The sequence below is a fragment of the Marinomonas alcarazii genome, assembly GCF_003208215.1.
Lineage (GTDB): Bacteria > Pseudomonadota > Gammaproteobacteria > Pseudomonadales > Marinomonadaceae > Marinomonas > Marinomonas alcarazii.
Genome location: NZ_QKLW01000007.1, coordinates 37,478 through 53,539, shown reverse-complemented (window position 1 = coordinate 53,539; position 16,062 = coordinate 37,478). Strand labels below are relative to the sequence as shown.

Annotated in this window: 12 protein-coding genes; 6 read left to right on the top strand and 6 right to left on the bottom strand. The window is 45.2% G+C overall.

The annotated features are described in order from the left end of the window. The first annotated feature begins 35 nt into the window (after positions 1 to 35). Genes DFP75_RS13785 through DFP75_RS13770 form a run of 4 tightly spaced genes read left to right on the top strand, consistent with a single transcriptional unit; the run spans position 36 to position 3,722 of the window. On the top strand, positions 36 to 650 hold the full coding sequence (locus DFP75_RS13785) for a DUF2291 family protein (protein WP_110576634.1): 615 nt from the start codon (positions 36 to 38) through the stop codon (positions 648 to 650). Further along, complete coding sequence (locus tag DFP75_RS13780) at positions 647 to 2,170, top strand: sugar ABC transporter ATP-binding protein (protein WP_245927064.1); 1,524 nt, start codon at positions 647 to 649, stop codon at positions 2,168 to 2,170. Before DFP75_RS13785 ends, DFP75_RS13780 begins: the two co-directional genes overlap by 4 nt. A gap of 1 nt (position 2,171) precedes the next feature. Further along, on the top strand, positions 2,172 to 3,236 hold the full coding sequence (locus DFP75_RS13775; protein ID WP_110576632.1) for an ABC transporter permease: 1,065 nt from the start codon (positions 2,172 to 2,174) through the stop codon (positions 3,234 to 3,236). A 45-nt stretch (positions 3,237 to 3,281) separates the two neighbouring features. After that, positions 3,282 to 3,722, top strand: coding sequence for an RbsD/FucU family protein (locus DFP75_RS13770; protein WP_110576631.1), 441 nt, complete (start codon positions 3,282 to 3,284; stop codon positions 3,720 to 3,722). Positions 3,723 to 3,814: 92 nt separating this feature from the next. On the opposite strand, the gene xylA is transcribed toward DFP75_RS13770, so the two are convergent. From xylA to DFP75_RS18440, 6 genes are all read right to left on the bottom strand, one after another. Further along, on the bottom strand, positions 3,815 to 5,134 hold the full coding sequence (gene xylA / locus DFP75_RS13765; protein WP_110576630.1) for a xylose isomerase: 1,320 nt from the start codon (positions 5,132 to 5,134) through the stop codon (positions 3,815 to 3,817). A gap of 1,719 nt (positions 5,135 to 6,853) precedes the next feature. Next, positions 6,854 to 7,306 (bottom strand): REP-associated tyrosine transposase, encoded by a 453-nt coding sequence (locus DFP75_RS13760; protein WP_110576629.1) that lies wholly within the window; start codon positions 7,304 to 7,306, stop codon positions 6,854 to 6,856. Between the two features lie 158 nt (positions 7,307 to 7,464). Then, positions 7,465 to 9,690, bottom strand: coding sequence for a YjbH domain-containing protein (locus tag DFP75_RS13755; RefSeq protein WP_245927063.1), 2,226 nt, complete (start codon positions 9,688 to 9,690; stop codon positions 7,465 to 7,467). Then, a complete protein-coding gene (locus tag DFP75_RS13750; protein ID WP_110576628.1) occupies positions 9,690 to 10,460 on the bottom strand; it encodes a capsule biosynthesis GfcC family protein in 771 nt (256 codons plus the stop codon). The genes DFP75_RS13755 and DFP75_RS13750 overlap by 1 nt, the downstream gene beginning before the upstream one ends. Further along, positions 10,457 to 11,218 (bottom strand): YjbF family lipoprotein, encoded by a 762-nt coding sequence (locus tag DFP75_RS13745; RefSeq protein WP_110576627.1) that lies wholly within the window; start codon positions 11,216 to 11,218, stop codon positions 10,457 to 10,459. The genes DFP75_RS13750 and DFP75_RS13745 overlap by 4 nt, the downstream gene beginning before the upstream one ends. A gap of 90 nt (positions 11,219 to 11,308) precedes the next feature. Then, positions 11,309 to 11,659 carry a hypothetical protein gene (locus DFP75_RS18440; RefSeq protein ID WP_181417032.1) on the bottom strand — a complete coding sequence of 117 codons (351 nt, stop codon included), beginning with the start codon at positions 11,657 to 11,659 and terminating at the stop codon, positions 11,309 to 11,311. Between the two features lie 382 nt (positions 11,660 to 12,041). Between DFP75_RS18440 and DFP75_RS13735 the strand changes: the two genes are divergently transcribed. Next, the gene (locus DFP75_RS13735; protein WP_110576625.1) at positions 12,042 to 13,310 is read left to right on the top strand and encodes a capsule assembly Wzi family protein; all 1,269 of its coding nucleotides are present in this window, start codon (positions 12,042 to 12,044) and stop codon (positions 13,308 to 13,310) included. A gap of 68 nt (positions 13,311 to 13,378) precedes the next feature. Beyond that, positions 13,379 to 15,985, top strand: coding sequence for an SLBB domain-containing protein (locus DFP75_RS13730; protein WP_110576624.1), 2,607 nt, complete (start codon positions 13,379 to 13,381; stop codon positions 15,983 to 15,985). Positions 15,986 to 16,062 lie beyond the last annotated feature (77 nt).

Here is a 16,062-nt window from a genome sequence, read left to right as displayed (position 1 = left end):
TCATTTTTGAAGGCTTCGAGTCCTTGGGTATCATTATGTCTTATAAAAAACTCTTTCAATGTATCGGGCTCTTTGCGTGCCTTAATTTGCTGACAGCCTGTACTGTTACGGACTTAGACGCTGACGGCAATCCTATTATTCCTAAAGATCCTAATGCCGTGGTTAGCTTTGCAGACTTCACCTTGTCTGAAGTGGCCGATCAGCTTTGGCAGCCAAAAGTCTTTCCAGAAGCTACACAAGAATTTACCCCATGGGAAAGCATTAAATCCCAGTTGGATGCGCAGCAAATTAATACCAAGCAAAGCTTTTTTGTGCGTTTAAATGGCACCATCGACAGCGTGAATTTAGGCAAAATGAGAGGTGTGATAACGCTAAAAGTGGGCGATACCAATATCGATTTACAAGTTGGCCGCATCATTAAAGGCAATGCGATTCGTGACGCGTCTAAATACGTTCTGTTCGATGATTTTAAAAACCAGATTCGTTTTGCTCAAATCTCACGAGAGTTTAATAATCGCGCTATGGCATCGATTGGTGAGCCTGACACTAGTTGGGTAGGCGAAAAAGCCACGGTTATTGCAGCGATTACCATAGACCAAAATACCATCAGCGATGCTGTACCAATGCAGATTACTCGTGGAGGCAAATGATGAGCCAAGCTAACGCAGACATCGTCATTCGCACCGAAAAAATCTCCATGATTTACCCAGGCACTATCGCGTTAAACGAAGTAGATTACCGAGTTTATCGCGGCAAAGTGAACGTCATCATAGGTGAAAATGGCGCGGGTAAATCCACCTTGATGAAAATTCTGGCGGGTGTTCAGCAGCCGAGCAAAGGCAGCATTTATCTCAACGATGAAGCTGTGTCTTTTCAGCACACACGGGACGCAGCCGCCAAAGGCATTGGCATGGTTCATCAAGAGCTGAATCTGTTTGGCAACTTAACGGTGGCTGAAAATATCTTCTTGGGTCGCGAAAAACAGCATGGCCTGATGCCGCTAGATACCGCGGAACAACACAGAGTCACCGCTGAACTCATGGCGCGTCTTGACCAAGACATCGCGCCATCTGAATTACTGTCTAACTTGAAAGTTGGACAACAGCAACTAATCGAAATCGCCAAAGCCTTGGCCGATGAAGCCGATGTGCTGATTTTGGATGAGCCGACTTCGGCGCTGAGTAAAACCGAGGTTGAGTTGCTGTTTAAAGTCATTCGAGACTTAACCGCTCAGGGTGTTTCTATTATCTATATTTCCCATCGTTTAGAAGAGTTAATGGCAATTGGCGATCACATTACGATTCTGCGTGATGGTAACTTCCAGTCTGAAGCGGAAGTCAAAGACATCGATGTGCCGTGGATTGTCAGAGAGATGTTGGGCAGTGACCCTGTTTCTAACTTCTTGAAACCGGGTCGTAAGTTTGGCGAGCCAGTATTAGACGTAAAAAACATCAAATTGATCAATGAAATGGGTCTTACCTTAGTTGACGATGTGTCGATGGATGTGAAATCCGGCGAGATAGTTGGTGTATACGGACTCATGGGCGCAGGTCGAACCGAGCTAATGGAATGTCTACTTGGTCTGCAAGAATACTCAGGCGACGTAGAGATTGCGGGGCATAAAGTATCTGCCAAAATGGACACCAGCGAACGCATTAAATTGGGCATTTGTTTGGTACCAGAAGATCGAAAAAAGAACGGTATTTTTCCCATTTCATCAGTCAGCAATAACATGACGATTTCTAGCTTATGGCGTCGACTCAAGCATCGTTTTTCCATTGATGAAAAAGCCGAAACCGAAGCGGTAACGTCCGCTATTGGTGATTTATCTATCAAGGTGTCTTCGCCTGATATTGAAATACGCGCATTGAGCGGAGGTAACCAACAAAAAGTGGTGATTGGTCGAACCCTGTTAACCAGTCCGAAAGTATTGTTATTGGATGAGCCAACTCGCGGTATTGATATCGGTGCCAAAGGCGACGTATTTAACATGATGGTGAAGCTTTCTGAACAGGGTATCGGGGTGTTGTTCTCGACCTCCGACCTGAAAGAAATAATGGCGGTTTCTGATCGCATTCTGGTGATGTCCGGAGGCAAACTCACCGCCAATATACTTCGTTCTGAAGCCACAGAATCTGCACTTGTGTCAGCAAGCGCGCAAGGACTTTAATATGAAAACTTCTCAAAATATTGCATCTCAACAATCGTCTGTTTTTTCTGGCGAAAGTCTGTTGTTACTGGCGTTAAAAATGCGCACCTTTATTGCGTTGTTTTTAATCCTCGCTTTCTTCACCTTTATGGTGCCGGGATTCTTGGCGGCGAGTAGCGTGGTCATCATGGTTAAGCATATTGCCATTAACGCCTTTTTGGCTCTTGGCATTACCTTCGTCATTATCACTGCAGGTATCGATCTCTCAATCGGCGCGATTCTCGGGTTTTGTGGCATGGTCGCGGGTTGGCTGATCACTAAGGGAATCGTCTTGCCAATGTTTGGCATCGCTATTTTTCCTAGCGTTTGGCTGATTGTGCCTATCGTTTTGGTTATCGGTGGTTTAATCGGTGCGGTAAATGGCATCTTGATAACGCGCTATAACGTCGCGCCTTTCATTTGCACCTTGGGCACCATGTATATCGTTCGTGGCGCGTCCATGTTGTTGTCTGGTGGTGAAACTTTTACAGGCTTGTCTGGAAATGAACAGCTGGGCAATACGGGGTTTGAGTTAATTGGTTCTGCGAAATTATTGGGTCTGCCTTACGCGATTTGGATGATGTTTATCCTTGCTGGTGTGATTGCCTACATCGCTAAAAGAACGCAGTTTGGTCGCCATGTGTTTGCCATTGGTGACAACGAGCATTCTGCCGAATTGTCTGGCGTAAAAGTGCGCAGTGTCAAAGTTTGGGTTTACACCATTTCTGGTTTTTGTGCAGCGATTGCGGGCATTGTGGTGTCTTCACAGTTAGTGGCTAGTCATCCAGCAACGGGTGTCTCTTTTGAAATGAACGCCATTGCCGCTGTGGTATTAGGCGGAACCTCATTGGCTGGTGGTCGCGGCACCATTATGGGGACGCTGATTGGCGCTTTCGTAATTGGTATTTTAGCCGATGGTTTGGTGATGATGGGCGTGAGCGAATTTTGGCAAATGGTGATTAAAGGTGTGGTGATTATTCTTGCTGTCATCATCGACCAAAAACAAAGCCGTTTGCAGCATAAAGCCGCCATCGTGCAGCAAAAATAGACTATCAATATTTGCTTTCAGCCTATCGGTGATTAGGGAAAAAACATGTTAAAAAATATAGATCCTTTGCTAAGTGGTGAATTACTGAACGTGCTACGTACCATGGGTCACGGTGATGACATCGTACTGGTCGATCGTAATTTTCCAGCGGCTTCGATGGCAGCTGGAAAACCGGTTATTCGTTTAGATGGTGTGAACGTCATTCAGGCCGCTAAGGCGATTTTATCGGTATTGCCATTGGATACCTTTGTTGATCAGCCAGTGACTCGTATGCAAGTGGTCGGTGAAGATGAATCCGTGATGCCAGAAGTGCAGCAAGAATTCGCTGCCGTGCTAAAAGCGGCTAATAGCGACAATGCGGAAATGGGGTCGTTAGAGCGTTTTGCTTTTTACGAAACAGCGAAACAAGCCTACGCTTTTGTTGTGACTGGCGAAGGGCGAGGTTACGGCTGTTTTCTATTGAAGAAAGGCGTGATCTTTTCTTAACTTTTTTGTACAACCAAGTCATACAAAAACACAGGCCAGCTTTCGTTGGCCTGTGTTTTTTATTTTAAACGGTTTAACGTTTATCTAACGGCTTATTTAAAAATGTAGCCATTCACCATGTTTTCGAGCATTTCTTGGCGACCGGAAACCGGTTTAGGGTTTAAGTTGTTTTTCTCTGCATACGTCGCAAGGTCCTGCAGAGTATAGTTACCAGCCAAAATATCGGCTCCCAAAGAGTCGTTCCATTTCGCATAGCGTTGTTCAACCAGTGTCGCTAGTTTTTCGTCTTCAATCATTTTTACTGCCCGTTCTAAAGACAGCGCCAAAGTATCCATCGCACCAATATGGCCATGGAACAAATCTTCTAGATCCATGGACTGACGACGTAACTTGGTGTCGAACATGTAGCCGCCGTTCTGGAATCCACCGTTTTTCAAGATTTCATAAGTAACCAACGTGTATTCTTCGACACTGGTGGGGAATTGGTCTGTGTCCCAACCGAGTTGCGCGTCGCCTTGGTTGGCGTCGACAGAGCCAAGAATGCCCAAAGAACAAGCCGTGGCGATTTCATGATGGAAGCTATGACCAGCCAAGGTCGCGTGGTTAGCTTCGATATTGACCTTGATTTCTTTCTCAAGCCCAAACTCTTTTAAGAAACCATAAACCGTCGCAGTATCGTAATCGTATTGGTGCTTGGTTGGTTCTGCAGGTTTTGGCTCGATCAACAAAGTGCCTTCAAAACCGATTTTGTATTTGTGTTCAACCACCATTTGCATAAAGCGACCAAGCTGCGCACGTTCGCGCTTTAAGTCAGTATTCAGCAAGGTTTCATAGCCTTCGCGACCGCCCCATAGAACATAGTTTTGACCACCTAGTGCCTTGGTTGCATTCATTGCATGAAACACCTGAGTCGCTGCGTAGGCAAAGACTTCAGGGTTCGGATTGGACGCCGCGCCAGACATGTACCTTGGGTTGGAAAAGGCATTTGCCGTGCCCCATAACAGCTTGATACCAGTGGCTTCTTGTTTGGCTTGGAGCACATCGACCATTTGTGCGAAGTTATTAATGTACTCTTTTAGTGAGCTGCCCTCTGGGCTGACATCCACATCGTGAAAACTGTAATAAGAAATGCCCAGCTTTGTGAAAAACTCAAAGGCTGCGTCGGCTTTCATCTTTGCCGCTTCCATCTCGGACGTCGACTTGTACCAAGGGCGGTCAAAAGTATTTGCCCCAAATACATCGCTACCCTGCCAACAGAAACTGTGCCAATAACAGACAGCCATTCTTAAATGCTCAGCCATGGTCTTGCCCATTAGTACTTTGTTGGCATCGTAATGTTTAAAAGCAAAAGGGTTGCTGGAATTCGCGCCTTCGTATTTTATATGTGGCACGTTCTTAAAAAATTCACTCATATCAGAACTCCTGATTGTTGTTATTTTTGTCCCTATGAATGATTGGTTTTTTGAGCGATGGCTTCAATTACGAAATTTCTTGAGACGATTATTGAATTTGTCGATAAATGTAGGTCGTGCATTTATGCCGACAAAAAGTTATGTGGTACCAAATTAGATCTTGTCGGGCTAAAGCCGCGACCTACAGCGAAAAATGTAGGTCGTGCATTTATGCCGACAAAACGTTATGTGGCATCAAATTAGGTCTTGTCGGGCTAAAGCCGCGACCTACAGCAAAAAATGTAGGTCGTGCATTTATGCTGACAAAACGTTATGTGGTACCAAATTAGATCTAGTCGGGCTAAAGCCGCGACCTACAGCAAAAAATGTAGGTCGTGCATTTATGCCGACAAAACGTTATGTGGCATCCAATTAGATCTTGTCGGGCTAAAGCCGCGACCTACAGCGAAAAATGTAGGTCGTGCATTTATGCCGACACAAAGTTATGTAGCATCCAATTAGGTCTTGTCGGGCTAAAGCCGCGACCTACAGCAAAAAATGTAGGTCGTGCATTTATGCTGACAAAACGTTATGTGGTACCAAATTAGATCTAGTCGGGCTAAAGCCGCGACCTACAGCAAAAAATGTAGGTCGTGCATTTATGCCGACACAAAGTTATGTAGCATCCAATTAGATCTTGTCGGGCTAAAGCCGCGACCTACAGCAAAAAATGTAGGTCGTGCATTTATGCTGACACAAAGTTATGTAGCATCCAATTAGATCTTGTCGGGCTAAAGCCGCGACCTACAGCAAAAAATGTAGGTCGTGCATTTATGCCGACACAAAGTTATGTAGCATCCAATTAGATCTTGTCGGGCTAAAGCCGCGACCTACAGCAAAAAATGTAGGTCGTGCATTTATGCCGACAAAAAGTTATGTGGCATCAAATTAGGTCTTGTTGGGCTAAAGCCGCGACCTACAGCAAAAAATGTAGGTCGTGCATTTATGCCGACAAAAAGTTATGTGGTACCAAATTAGGTCTTGTCGGGCTAAAGCCGCGACCTACAGCAAAAAATGTAGGTCGTGCATTTATGCCGACAAAACGTTATGTGGCATCAAATTAGGTCTTGTCGGGCTAAAGCCGCGACCTACAGCAAAAAATGTAGGTCGTGCATTTATGCCGACAAAACGTTATGTGGCACCCAATTAGGTCTTGTCGGGCTAAAGCCGCGACCTACAGCAAAAAATGTAGGTCGTGCATTTATGCCGACACAAAGTTATGTAGCATCCAATTAGATCTTGTCGGGCTAAAGCCGCGACCTACAGCGAAAAATGTAGGTCGTGCATTTATGCCGACAAAAAGTTATGTGGTACCAAATTAGGTCTTGTCGGGCTAAAGCCGCGACCTACAGCAAAAAATGTAGGTCGTGCATTTATGCCGACAAAACGTTATGTGGTACCAAATTAGATCTTGTCGGGCTAAAGCCGCGACCTACCGCAAAAAATGTAGGTCGTGCATTTATGCTGACAAAACGTTATGTGGCATCCAATTAGGTCTTGTCGGGCTAAAGCCGCGACCTACAAAGGTACGTTTGTCGGGCTAAAGCCGCGACCTACAGCAAAAAATGTAGGTCGTGCATTTATGCCGACAAAACGTTATGTGGCATCAAATTAGGTCTTGTCGGGCTAAAGCCGCGACCTACAGCAAAAAATGTAGGTCGTGCATTTATGCCGACAACACTACAAATAGACCGAATCCCAATAAGGGTAATCTCTTATACTTTTAACTAATTTTTTTCGTAAAGGATTCGCAACAATGTATCGCGCTATATGAAGGCGGTCGTCTTCAGCTCGTAAAGCGTGATCATGAAAAGAAGGTTGCCATAAGTTTCCATTCTTTTTTAGGTATTTATTTATCTTAAAGGCACTAGCTCCTTTCAAGTCCCCAACAATGCGAGGCAGTGTTGAGCTATTACTTTTTAGCTCTAATAAACCGTGGAAATGGTCGGGCATAAGAACCCATGTTAACCATTTGCAATTATTGCGTTTTTGGTTTGTCTCTATCTGCTCGCAAAATAAGCTAGCAGTATAAAAATCATTGAAGTAGGGGATTCGGTTAAATGTATTAAAAGTAATTAAATATTCACGATTGGGCTCTGAATACCTTCCTTTTCTCAAGTCATTCCATGACATAAAGTCTCCTTATTGATATTAAAGCTGCGACCTACAGCAAAAAATGTAGGTCGTGCATTTATGCCGACAAAACGTTATGTGGCACCCAATTAGGTCTTGTCGGGCTAAAGCCGCGACCTACAAAGGTACGTTTTGTCGCGGCTTGTAGGAAGCGAATATTATTCGTTCTGACTGGGGCGTTGGTACCAAGGTGACACCATGTCGGTAATACTGAATAAGCTGTTGCGTTTATTCAACACTTGTCCACCGTCGCGGGTGATTGGTTGCCAGTTGAGGTTGCCTCGGCTGGTGGTTGGTTTTAGTGATACTGTGTCGAACGGAATGGACAAATAGAAGCCTTTGGTAAAGCTGCCTTCACCAAATTCCTCTGCAGACATATTCGTCCGGCTGGCGTACGCGCCGATAATCATGCCGCTGTCAAACTGCTTAGAAAAGTCAAAACGGGCGCCAACATCTGCGGCTAAGAATTTGCCCACATCCAAACGAAACAGGGTATCTTCTAAGAATGACCATTCGGGTTGATAATACAAAGACAAATGCCCTGTGGTGCCTCTGGCAAGTACCTTGGTATTGTTACCGTAGGTGCTTTCTTCAGAAAAAATACCAAACACTGAGTTTGGATCGCGCTGAGAAATGGCGTTTATGTCTGCACCAATGGCCCAGTTTGAGTTAGGCTGACGATACAAGACCTCTGTCCCAAAACCTGCAAACATGGTTTCTAAATAACCGCCATAGATTTGTTGATACCAATTCTTACCATAGCGATCAAACCAAGTTAGTTGCAGGTTATTCAAACTGGCATCGTTATCACTTACATAGGCCCGCACTAGAGTACGAACACGGTAATTAGATGTGCCATCATCAGGGACAGCGAAATTAAGTTTGTCGTAGTTATCTACTAAGTTAACTGACACGGCACTGGATAATTCTAAATTTCGGCTAAGCCAGTAAGACGCGCCACCTTGCATAGTTAAGCTGTACATATAAAAGTTTTCTGGGCCACCAAAAGATTGGCTTAAATGTGGTGCGAAGCCGTAATTAAAAGGCTCAAAATTATCGTATAAAGGCGTGTCATTAATGTCTTCTGGTGGTAACTCAATAATGGCGTCTTTAATGGATGGATTAAAATAGTCGACCGTCGCCACATCGAGGTAATCTCTGGCTGAAATCTCAGTGGATTTGACAGGAATATTTTTTGATTCTTCAATGATCTTGTAAGCGCCCACATTGGTTGGCACATGGTTCGCGATCACCGCTGCAGCGCGTTCGATCGCCACATCACGATCACGATATTTGCTTTGCTGAGTGACAAAAGTCACCGTGTTGCCTTGTTGATATACGCGGTCGGTTTTATACCCTGCCACATCATTCAGTTCTTGGTCGAGGACTTGCCAGTCAACTCCACTGAGCGTAGCGGCTTGGTTGTTGCCCAAAGCAGGAGCATTGTTGTCTATCCATGGGCTTTTCATGGTATTAAAGTTGGTGGACAGCGTAAAGCCAAGCGCTACAGTGGTGCCGCGTTCGTAGCTCAAACGCACATCTACACCATCCGTTACCTCATAAATTGCCCCAAAGTTCCATGGTGTTTTGGGTGTCATATCCACACCACCACGAGTAACCGGGTAATCCTGACTGTAGTCGTTGCCGTCGTATTCCAGTTTTAAGCGCAATGGTTCATAAGGGGTCTGATATTCGATACCGCCAAACAAGGAGGCGCTGCCAGTAAACCAGCGGTTGTAATCGATAGAGCCACCGTTGTCAGCATAGTCTGAAATACGCTCACAGAAGCGGTCGGCTGCAGTACACAGCGGGTTACTGATGTTGCCACGTTCGCCAAAATAGCCCCAGCCTAAGCCGAGTGTGACATCAAACTGACCGTAGTTTTCCGTGGAAAAACGCTTAGTCGCCGCTATAAATTCCCCGTCGAACAAGCCCGTTCCGCCAAGGTCGCGAAAACCAACAGACACTTCAGGAAGCCAGTAATCTTCTTTGATTAGCCTTAATTTGGCATCAATGCCTTTGTCAGCCAGTTTGGTATTGCCACTAAAGTCTTTTCTGTCGCTATATAATAGGTCTTCTACTTGAGTGTAGCGAATAGTGGTTTCTAACCAAGGCATCAGCTGCAAAGACACAGTATAAAATTTGTATTCACTGTTATCGTTGTAACCAAAACTGAATGCTCCATCTTCTGCCATGCGACCAGACGGCATTTGTATTAAACCCACACCACCCAGATCCGTTTGTGATGGTGTAAGTTGTGGTCCTTGAAACGGCAAAGCAAAATAGGCATCGTCTTCAGCATGGCTTTTAGCGTATAGATCGCCGTTCAACAAAAAAACACAGCCAGCAAGAAAGGGTGTCATAGGGAAACATTTAAATGACATTATAGCTCCAAACGAAAAGCAAGCAGATGGGCGATATTGGCATTCAAATCGCGGTAGTCATCAGGGAGGTTTTGCAGCCCAACAAACACAATGGCACCAGGGCTAAGAAAATATAAGGTGTTTTTCCAGGACAAGTTGTCAACCTGATATACTGCTCGATCTGCCTGAATAATCCACGCCGAATCATAGCGATCTTGTTTTGTCATCTGGCTTAGTTTGGCTAGATAGTCTCGTAAGTCAGCGTTTTCTTGCAGCGCCATGGTCACGCTATGGTCCAAGGTTGGGTCAAACGCCTTGATATGAGTAGGGCGCTTGGGCAACGATAGCCAGTAATCTTGTTTAATGAGCGGGTTGAACTTAGATGAAATGCGAACTTTCGTGAGGTCTGTTGCAATCTGCTCATGATAAACCAAAGGCAGCGAATCGAGCTGCTTAGCCATATTTGTAGCTTCTGGTGTATTCAGCTGTTTTAACTGACGCATAATCACGCGCTTTTGCGTATCGATAATGGTTTGCTTATGTGGATCAATCAAGCCAGTGCCTATCGCATATATCTCTCCATTAGACTGAGCATAGGCATCGCTCAGTACTTGAGAAAAGCGTACGTCTTGTGAATAAGATAAGGTTATCTGGCTTGGTAATAAAGTAACTCTGGTTGTATAAATATTCGGTGTTTCAGCGTCTGCTCGGCTAGTGGGTAACGCCGCCATTAGTAATAAACCACCTAATAAAATGGTGCGTAACAGGTTTATGTTTAACGGCAGTATCATGACTGAATATCCTTAGTCTTTGTTTCTCTGGTATTTGAGCGTGGCGGCACAAAAGGCTTCACCATCAGCATTTCCACCTTGTCCATATTGGGCCCTAAATATTGGATGCTTTTGACCACAAAAGGGTCTGCCGTTTCTGTTGCAGGCGTAAGCCAGAAAAGATTATTAAATGACGCGTCTAGATTGTTAAATACCACGGTTTCTTGGATTTGCTCTGCTTCTTGGTGCCATAAATCGGTGATGACCGTGTCCATACCAAGAGAGCGAGCGGTCACTTGGGCAGTAAAATTATAGCGATAGCCAGGTGACCAATCGTATCGGGCTTGCCAAGAGGTGGTACTGGCAAGTTTAGGGAAAGGTGTCGCAACCGTCGAACTGGGAGAAGTCGCAGAGGATGGCGTCATTGATGAAGTAATCGGCATCAGAGTGTCTAAATTATCACTCGTAAAGCCAGTGGTATGAACGATACGACCATTTTCGGTGACGATACTGCCTGCGTCTTGGGTTAACCAGGTAAGTCGGTAAGTATTTGTTAGTGGGTCGTGGTCGACAAAGGTCAGAATCAAAAGCAAAGGTCGAGAATCGTTGACAGTGACCAGAGTGCTAGCATAAGGCAAAGACGAGATATAATCAGGAGTGATAGCTTGGTTTAAGTTGATGGCCGCTTTCGCCGAGTCTAAGCTGTTTTTGAAGTTGCCCGAGCAGCCCGTTAACGCCAATAAAATAAGAGCCATGGAAAAGTAACGAAGAAAACGCATGCAATCGCCAATACGAAAGAAGAAAGAAGGAGCCGCCTGATAAGTTATTATCAAGCGGCTTAGGGGGATTACTTAGTAGTAATACTCGTGCTAATTAGTAGTAACAGTCGTGCTAACGGTGGTGTTGTCGTTTGCAGACACCGCAACTGCTGCACTTACTGCCACGGCTGCTGCCGCTGCTGCCGCTGCTGCCAAACCGCCTACTGCTGCTGACGTCGCTGCACCAACACCCGCCGCTGCTACGCCAGCACCTGCAGCACCCGCACCCGCTGCGCCTGCAGCACCTGCTGCGCCCGCACCTGCTCCTGCGCCCGCACCTGCTGCACCAGCAGCGCCAGCACCACCAGTAGAAGCTGCACCAGCACCAGCACCAGCCGCTTCACCATATGCTTGGCTAGCTAGGCCAAGTGCTACAATTGTAGCCAAAGTAACAAGTTTCATAATATTTCCTTATCATTAAACATCGATGTTTGAAGAATGTTCTTCATTTTCGATTTTAGAGCAAGATTTATGACAATGTAAGCGTAAAAGAGGAATTATTTGATAGTTTTTTATACAATTTTGATGCATTGCTAGACTGAAAAAGGTCGATCGACACTATAAAAGCCACTTTCTCTGTCAGTAAACCGTTTATTCTGGCTGAAAATGATACAAGAGAATAAGGCTATTCCAAAAAGCGCTTAGCTTTGTGAAAGCATTAAGTAAGCGACCTTTATTTTTGCGGTGTTTTGGGACATTATGTGCACCACCCTAATAATAGTCTGATAAGAATTATGCTCATAACAGCGTCGACTCTTTCAATACAAGGAACTGTGAGCTATTAATGTCCTCGTTTAATGTAAAAACAACGTTCTGGTTGGCTTTTTTGGGCTGTGCTTCGGCTCCAGTGATTGCCTCCCCTTGGCTAGAGGCCAATGATCCCTTCTTACGTTCTTCCTTGGTGTTGCTTTCCGATACGGGGCAATTAAGGTCTCCCGTTAACCATTATCCTATGCGTTGGTCTATGTTTGGTGACGATCTAACCTATACCAAACAAGAAAGTGATACTGTGTTGTTGGCCAACCAAGAGCTGCTTTACACATTGAATACGGCGAAATTAAATCGCGGTAATAGAATGTTTAGACTATTACATGGCACCAACCCATCCTTACCATTAGGTTTTGGGCAGTTCAATGAAGACGAAAAAGGCGTTTATAGCAGCTTCGAACATTTAGGTGACTCTTTTTCTTACCGTTTAACCGCGGGCTACAGCGAATACCAAGATGATACAAGTCTAAATTTAGATAATAGTTACTTAGCTTTTAGTGCTGGGGCTTGGTTTTGGTCTATCGGTAATATAGATCGCTGGTGGGGGCAGGGCTGGCAGCATAATTTGATTTTGGGATCTTATGCAAAAGCAGCACCCGATATCAGTGTTAGTTACCTTGGCGAAAACGATATGTTGGGCGTATGGAGTGTCGAAAGTATCTTGGCGAAACCTGCAAAGTCGGATTACGACTATCATAGTGCAACGCGATTAGTATCAAAGCCTTTTTCGCTTTTTGAGTATGGCGTTACTTATCAAACTTGGCTTTCAGGTATGGACTCAGGCGAGCAAGATGAGCAGCTAGCGTTGGATGCCAAGCTGACCTTGCCCCGTATCGCGAGTCTGTATCACAGCGTATATGCCGAAGCCGCTTCTACTGCGGATAGCACAGAGCTGGGGGCTTGGTTGTTGGGTTGGACGGGCAGCTTTCCAGTCGGCAACAACACCGCACGAATCGTTTTAGAATCCCAACAAACCACAGATGCACATGATACGACATTATGGAAATCGGGCAGCTACCCTTCAGTGACGGATGGCGTTGCGAATACAAGCTATTTATTGGATGACAGCGCATCTATTGCATTTTATCTGCAATTGGCAAATGACCATCAGGTGGGCTTGAGCTACCAAAGTGCCACCCAAAACGACGAAAAAACCAATACCAGCCAATTCACTTATAACCTTCCAGCACTGGCCGGGATGGTGCGTTTAGGGGCGAGCTATCAACAGGTAAAAGGCGGCGATAATCAAACCAACCTATGGGCTGACTATGAATTCCGCTTTTAGGCGGTGCTCATAAGTTGTTTCTTAAACCAGAATTTAATTTTTAATTGAACCTAAATAGACCACACAGTATGCGATTTAAAAAATTACTAACAGCGTTAATGATGACACTTGCAGGAAGCGTGTTTGCTTTTACCCCTACCGCGGCGCAAATTAGTCAATTTCAAAATCTTCCGAAGGCGCAACAAGAGGCACTAGCACGTCAGTATGGTGTTGATATAAGCGCCTTTGCAAATGGTTCTGGCGGTTCTGTTACAGACGTTCAGCAAGCGCCAGTGTTAGAACCTGTCGAGAACAAGGAGCCCGTCCCAGCACCGGTTCGTCATGCCGCAGAAGAAGATGATGATTCGGGATTGCCATTGTTTGGTTACGATGTATTTAGCGGTAACAGCTTAGGGCTTACTGTGGTGGATGATTTGCCCGTGCCACTGGACTACCAAATGGGGCCAGGCGATGTGATTAACGTGCAAACCTTTGGTAAAACCAACCAGAATTTATCCTTAACAATAGACAGAGATGGCTCTATCAACTTGCCAGATATTGGCCCTGTTGCTGTGTCTGGTCAGACCTTTGCACAACTTCGCAAACAAATTAACGATGTCATCAAGAAAAAGACCATAGGTGTCGATGTGTCCGTTACCATGGGCGCGATGCGAACCATGCAGGTATACATCGTTGGTGAGGCTGCTCAGCCTGGTGCTTATAATGTGAATGGCTTGACGACAATAACACAAGCACTTATTGCCAGTGGTGGTGTGAAAAAATCAGGCAGCCTGCGTCATATTCAGTTAATAAGAAAAGGTCAGGTGGTTTCAGAGTTTGATTTGTATGATTTGTTAATCAAAGGCGATACCTCGAAAGATCTGCGTTTATCATCTGGCGATACCTTGTTTATACCTATTCGTGATAACGCCCTTACTATAGAAGGCCAAGTGGCACGTCCTGCTGTATATGAAACCAAGGGTGGTACGACGCTTGCTCAGCTATTATCGCTGGCTGGTGGTGCAAAACCAAATGCTTACCTTTCTCGCGTTAGCGTGCGCAGAACAAGCACCAATGGCGTGCAGCAATTTACGCTGGATCTTTCTTCTCCATCAGGAAGAGGGTTTAAGTTAGAAAATGGCGACAAGGTGAATTTGTCTGCGGTTTCTAAGTCCCTTAAAAATGCGGTCGCTGTTCGTGGTGAAGTGGTAAGGCAGGGGGCACTTAACTTCAAACAAGGCATGAAAGTAAGTGATGCGATTGGGTCTATCGAGGACGGTTTAAAACAAACGGCGGATTTGAATTACGCATTATTGGTGCGAGAAGTTAACGCTAATCAGGATATAGAGGTGTATCAATTTAGTTTATTGGATGCGATCACCCATCGTGGTTCGGCAGCTAACCTGACACTGCAAGAAAAAGATCAAATATTTGTGTTTGATAATGGCTTGGCGCAGGACTACTGGTTTGGGTCTTATGCAAACAGTAAAGTCAAATCAACTGCTGGATCTGATAAAACGCGTGAAGTACTGGATACGGAAACAGGGGCTGTTATCACTAAAGAAGAAAGTACCGCGTTGAAGGTTCCGACTGCGGATGCCGTGTCAGATGCCGCAGAGCTTCGCAAAGCGAGTCGCGAGGCATTGCTTAAGCCTATTATAGAACGTTTAAAAGAGCAGGCGAGCTACGGAAGCCCAGCAAAAGTTATCGAAGTGTCTGGCGCGGTTAAATTTCCTGGTCTTTACCCTTTGGCTAAGAATACCAATGTGTCTTCTTTGATCGCCGCTGCGGGTGGTTTAAACCAAGATGCCTATTTAACGTCGGCGGAATTGAGTCGTCGATTGATGCAAGGTGATAAGGCTACTTTCGAACGCATTGATTTTTCGTTAAAAGATGCGATCAGCGGCAAATACCCAGTTAGTTTAGGCGCACAAGATACGCTTATTGTTAAAACTCAGCCGGGTTGGCAAGAAGGCATTGTGGTCGAACTACAGGGGGAGTTTGTTTTTCCTGGGACTTATACCTTTAAGCGTGGCGAAACTTTAAAAGACGTTGTCGAGCGTGCTGGCGGCTTTACAGAATATGCTTACCCTGAAGGCGCTGTGTTTAGCCGTGAACGCCTAAAGCGTCAGGAGGCAGAAAGGCTTAAATTTATCAATGCACAGCTCAAACAAGAAATCAGCACCATGTCGTTGCGTCGTCAAGGGTCTTCGGTGCCTGATCCTGCGCAAGCGATTGCGATAGTGGATCAGCTTGAAAATGCTCAGCCTGTAGGGCGTTTGGTCATTGACCTGAATTCAGCAGTAGAGGGCGACAAACTGGCTAACCTGATGCTGGAAAAAGGCGACAAGCTTTTTGTGCCTGCCGTGAACCCAGTAGTCAGTGTGGTTGGCGAAGTACAATTTACATCGAATCATACCTTTAACCCGAACTTAACAGTTGAAGATTACATCACATCGGCAGGTGGCACGAAACGCCAAGCCGACACAGACCGTATTTATATTGTTAAATCCAATGGCTCGGTTGAATTGCCTAATAACTCCTTCTGGTTTAGCCGCAATTATGAACCTTTAGAGCCGGGCGATACCATCATTGTACCAGTAAATACGGATTACCTAGATGGCTTAAGTACCTTGTCTACGGCGACTCAAATTCTTTACCAAATTGGTGTGGCTTGGAGTGCGGTCAAAAATTAACTTAGCAGCCTAATGCTAGAGTGAAAACGGAAAACATCAGAGGTAAGTCTTGAGTGAAAAACTTACCTCGTTTACTT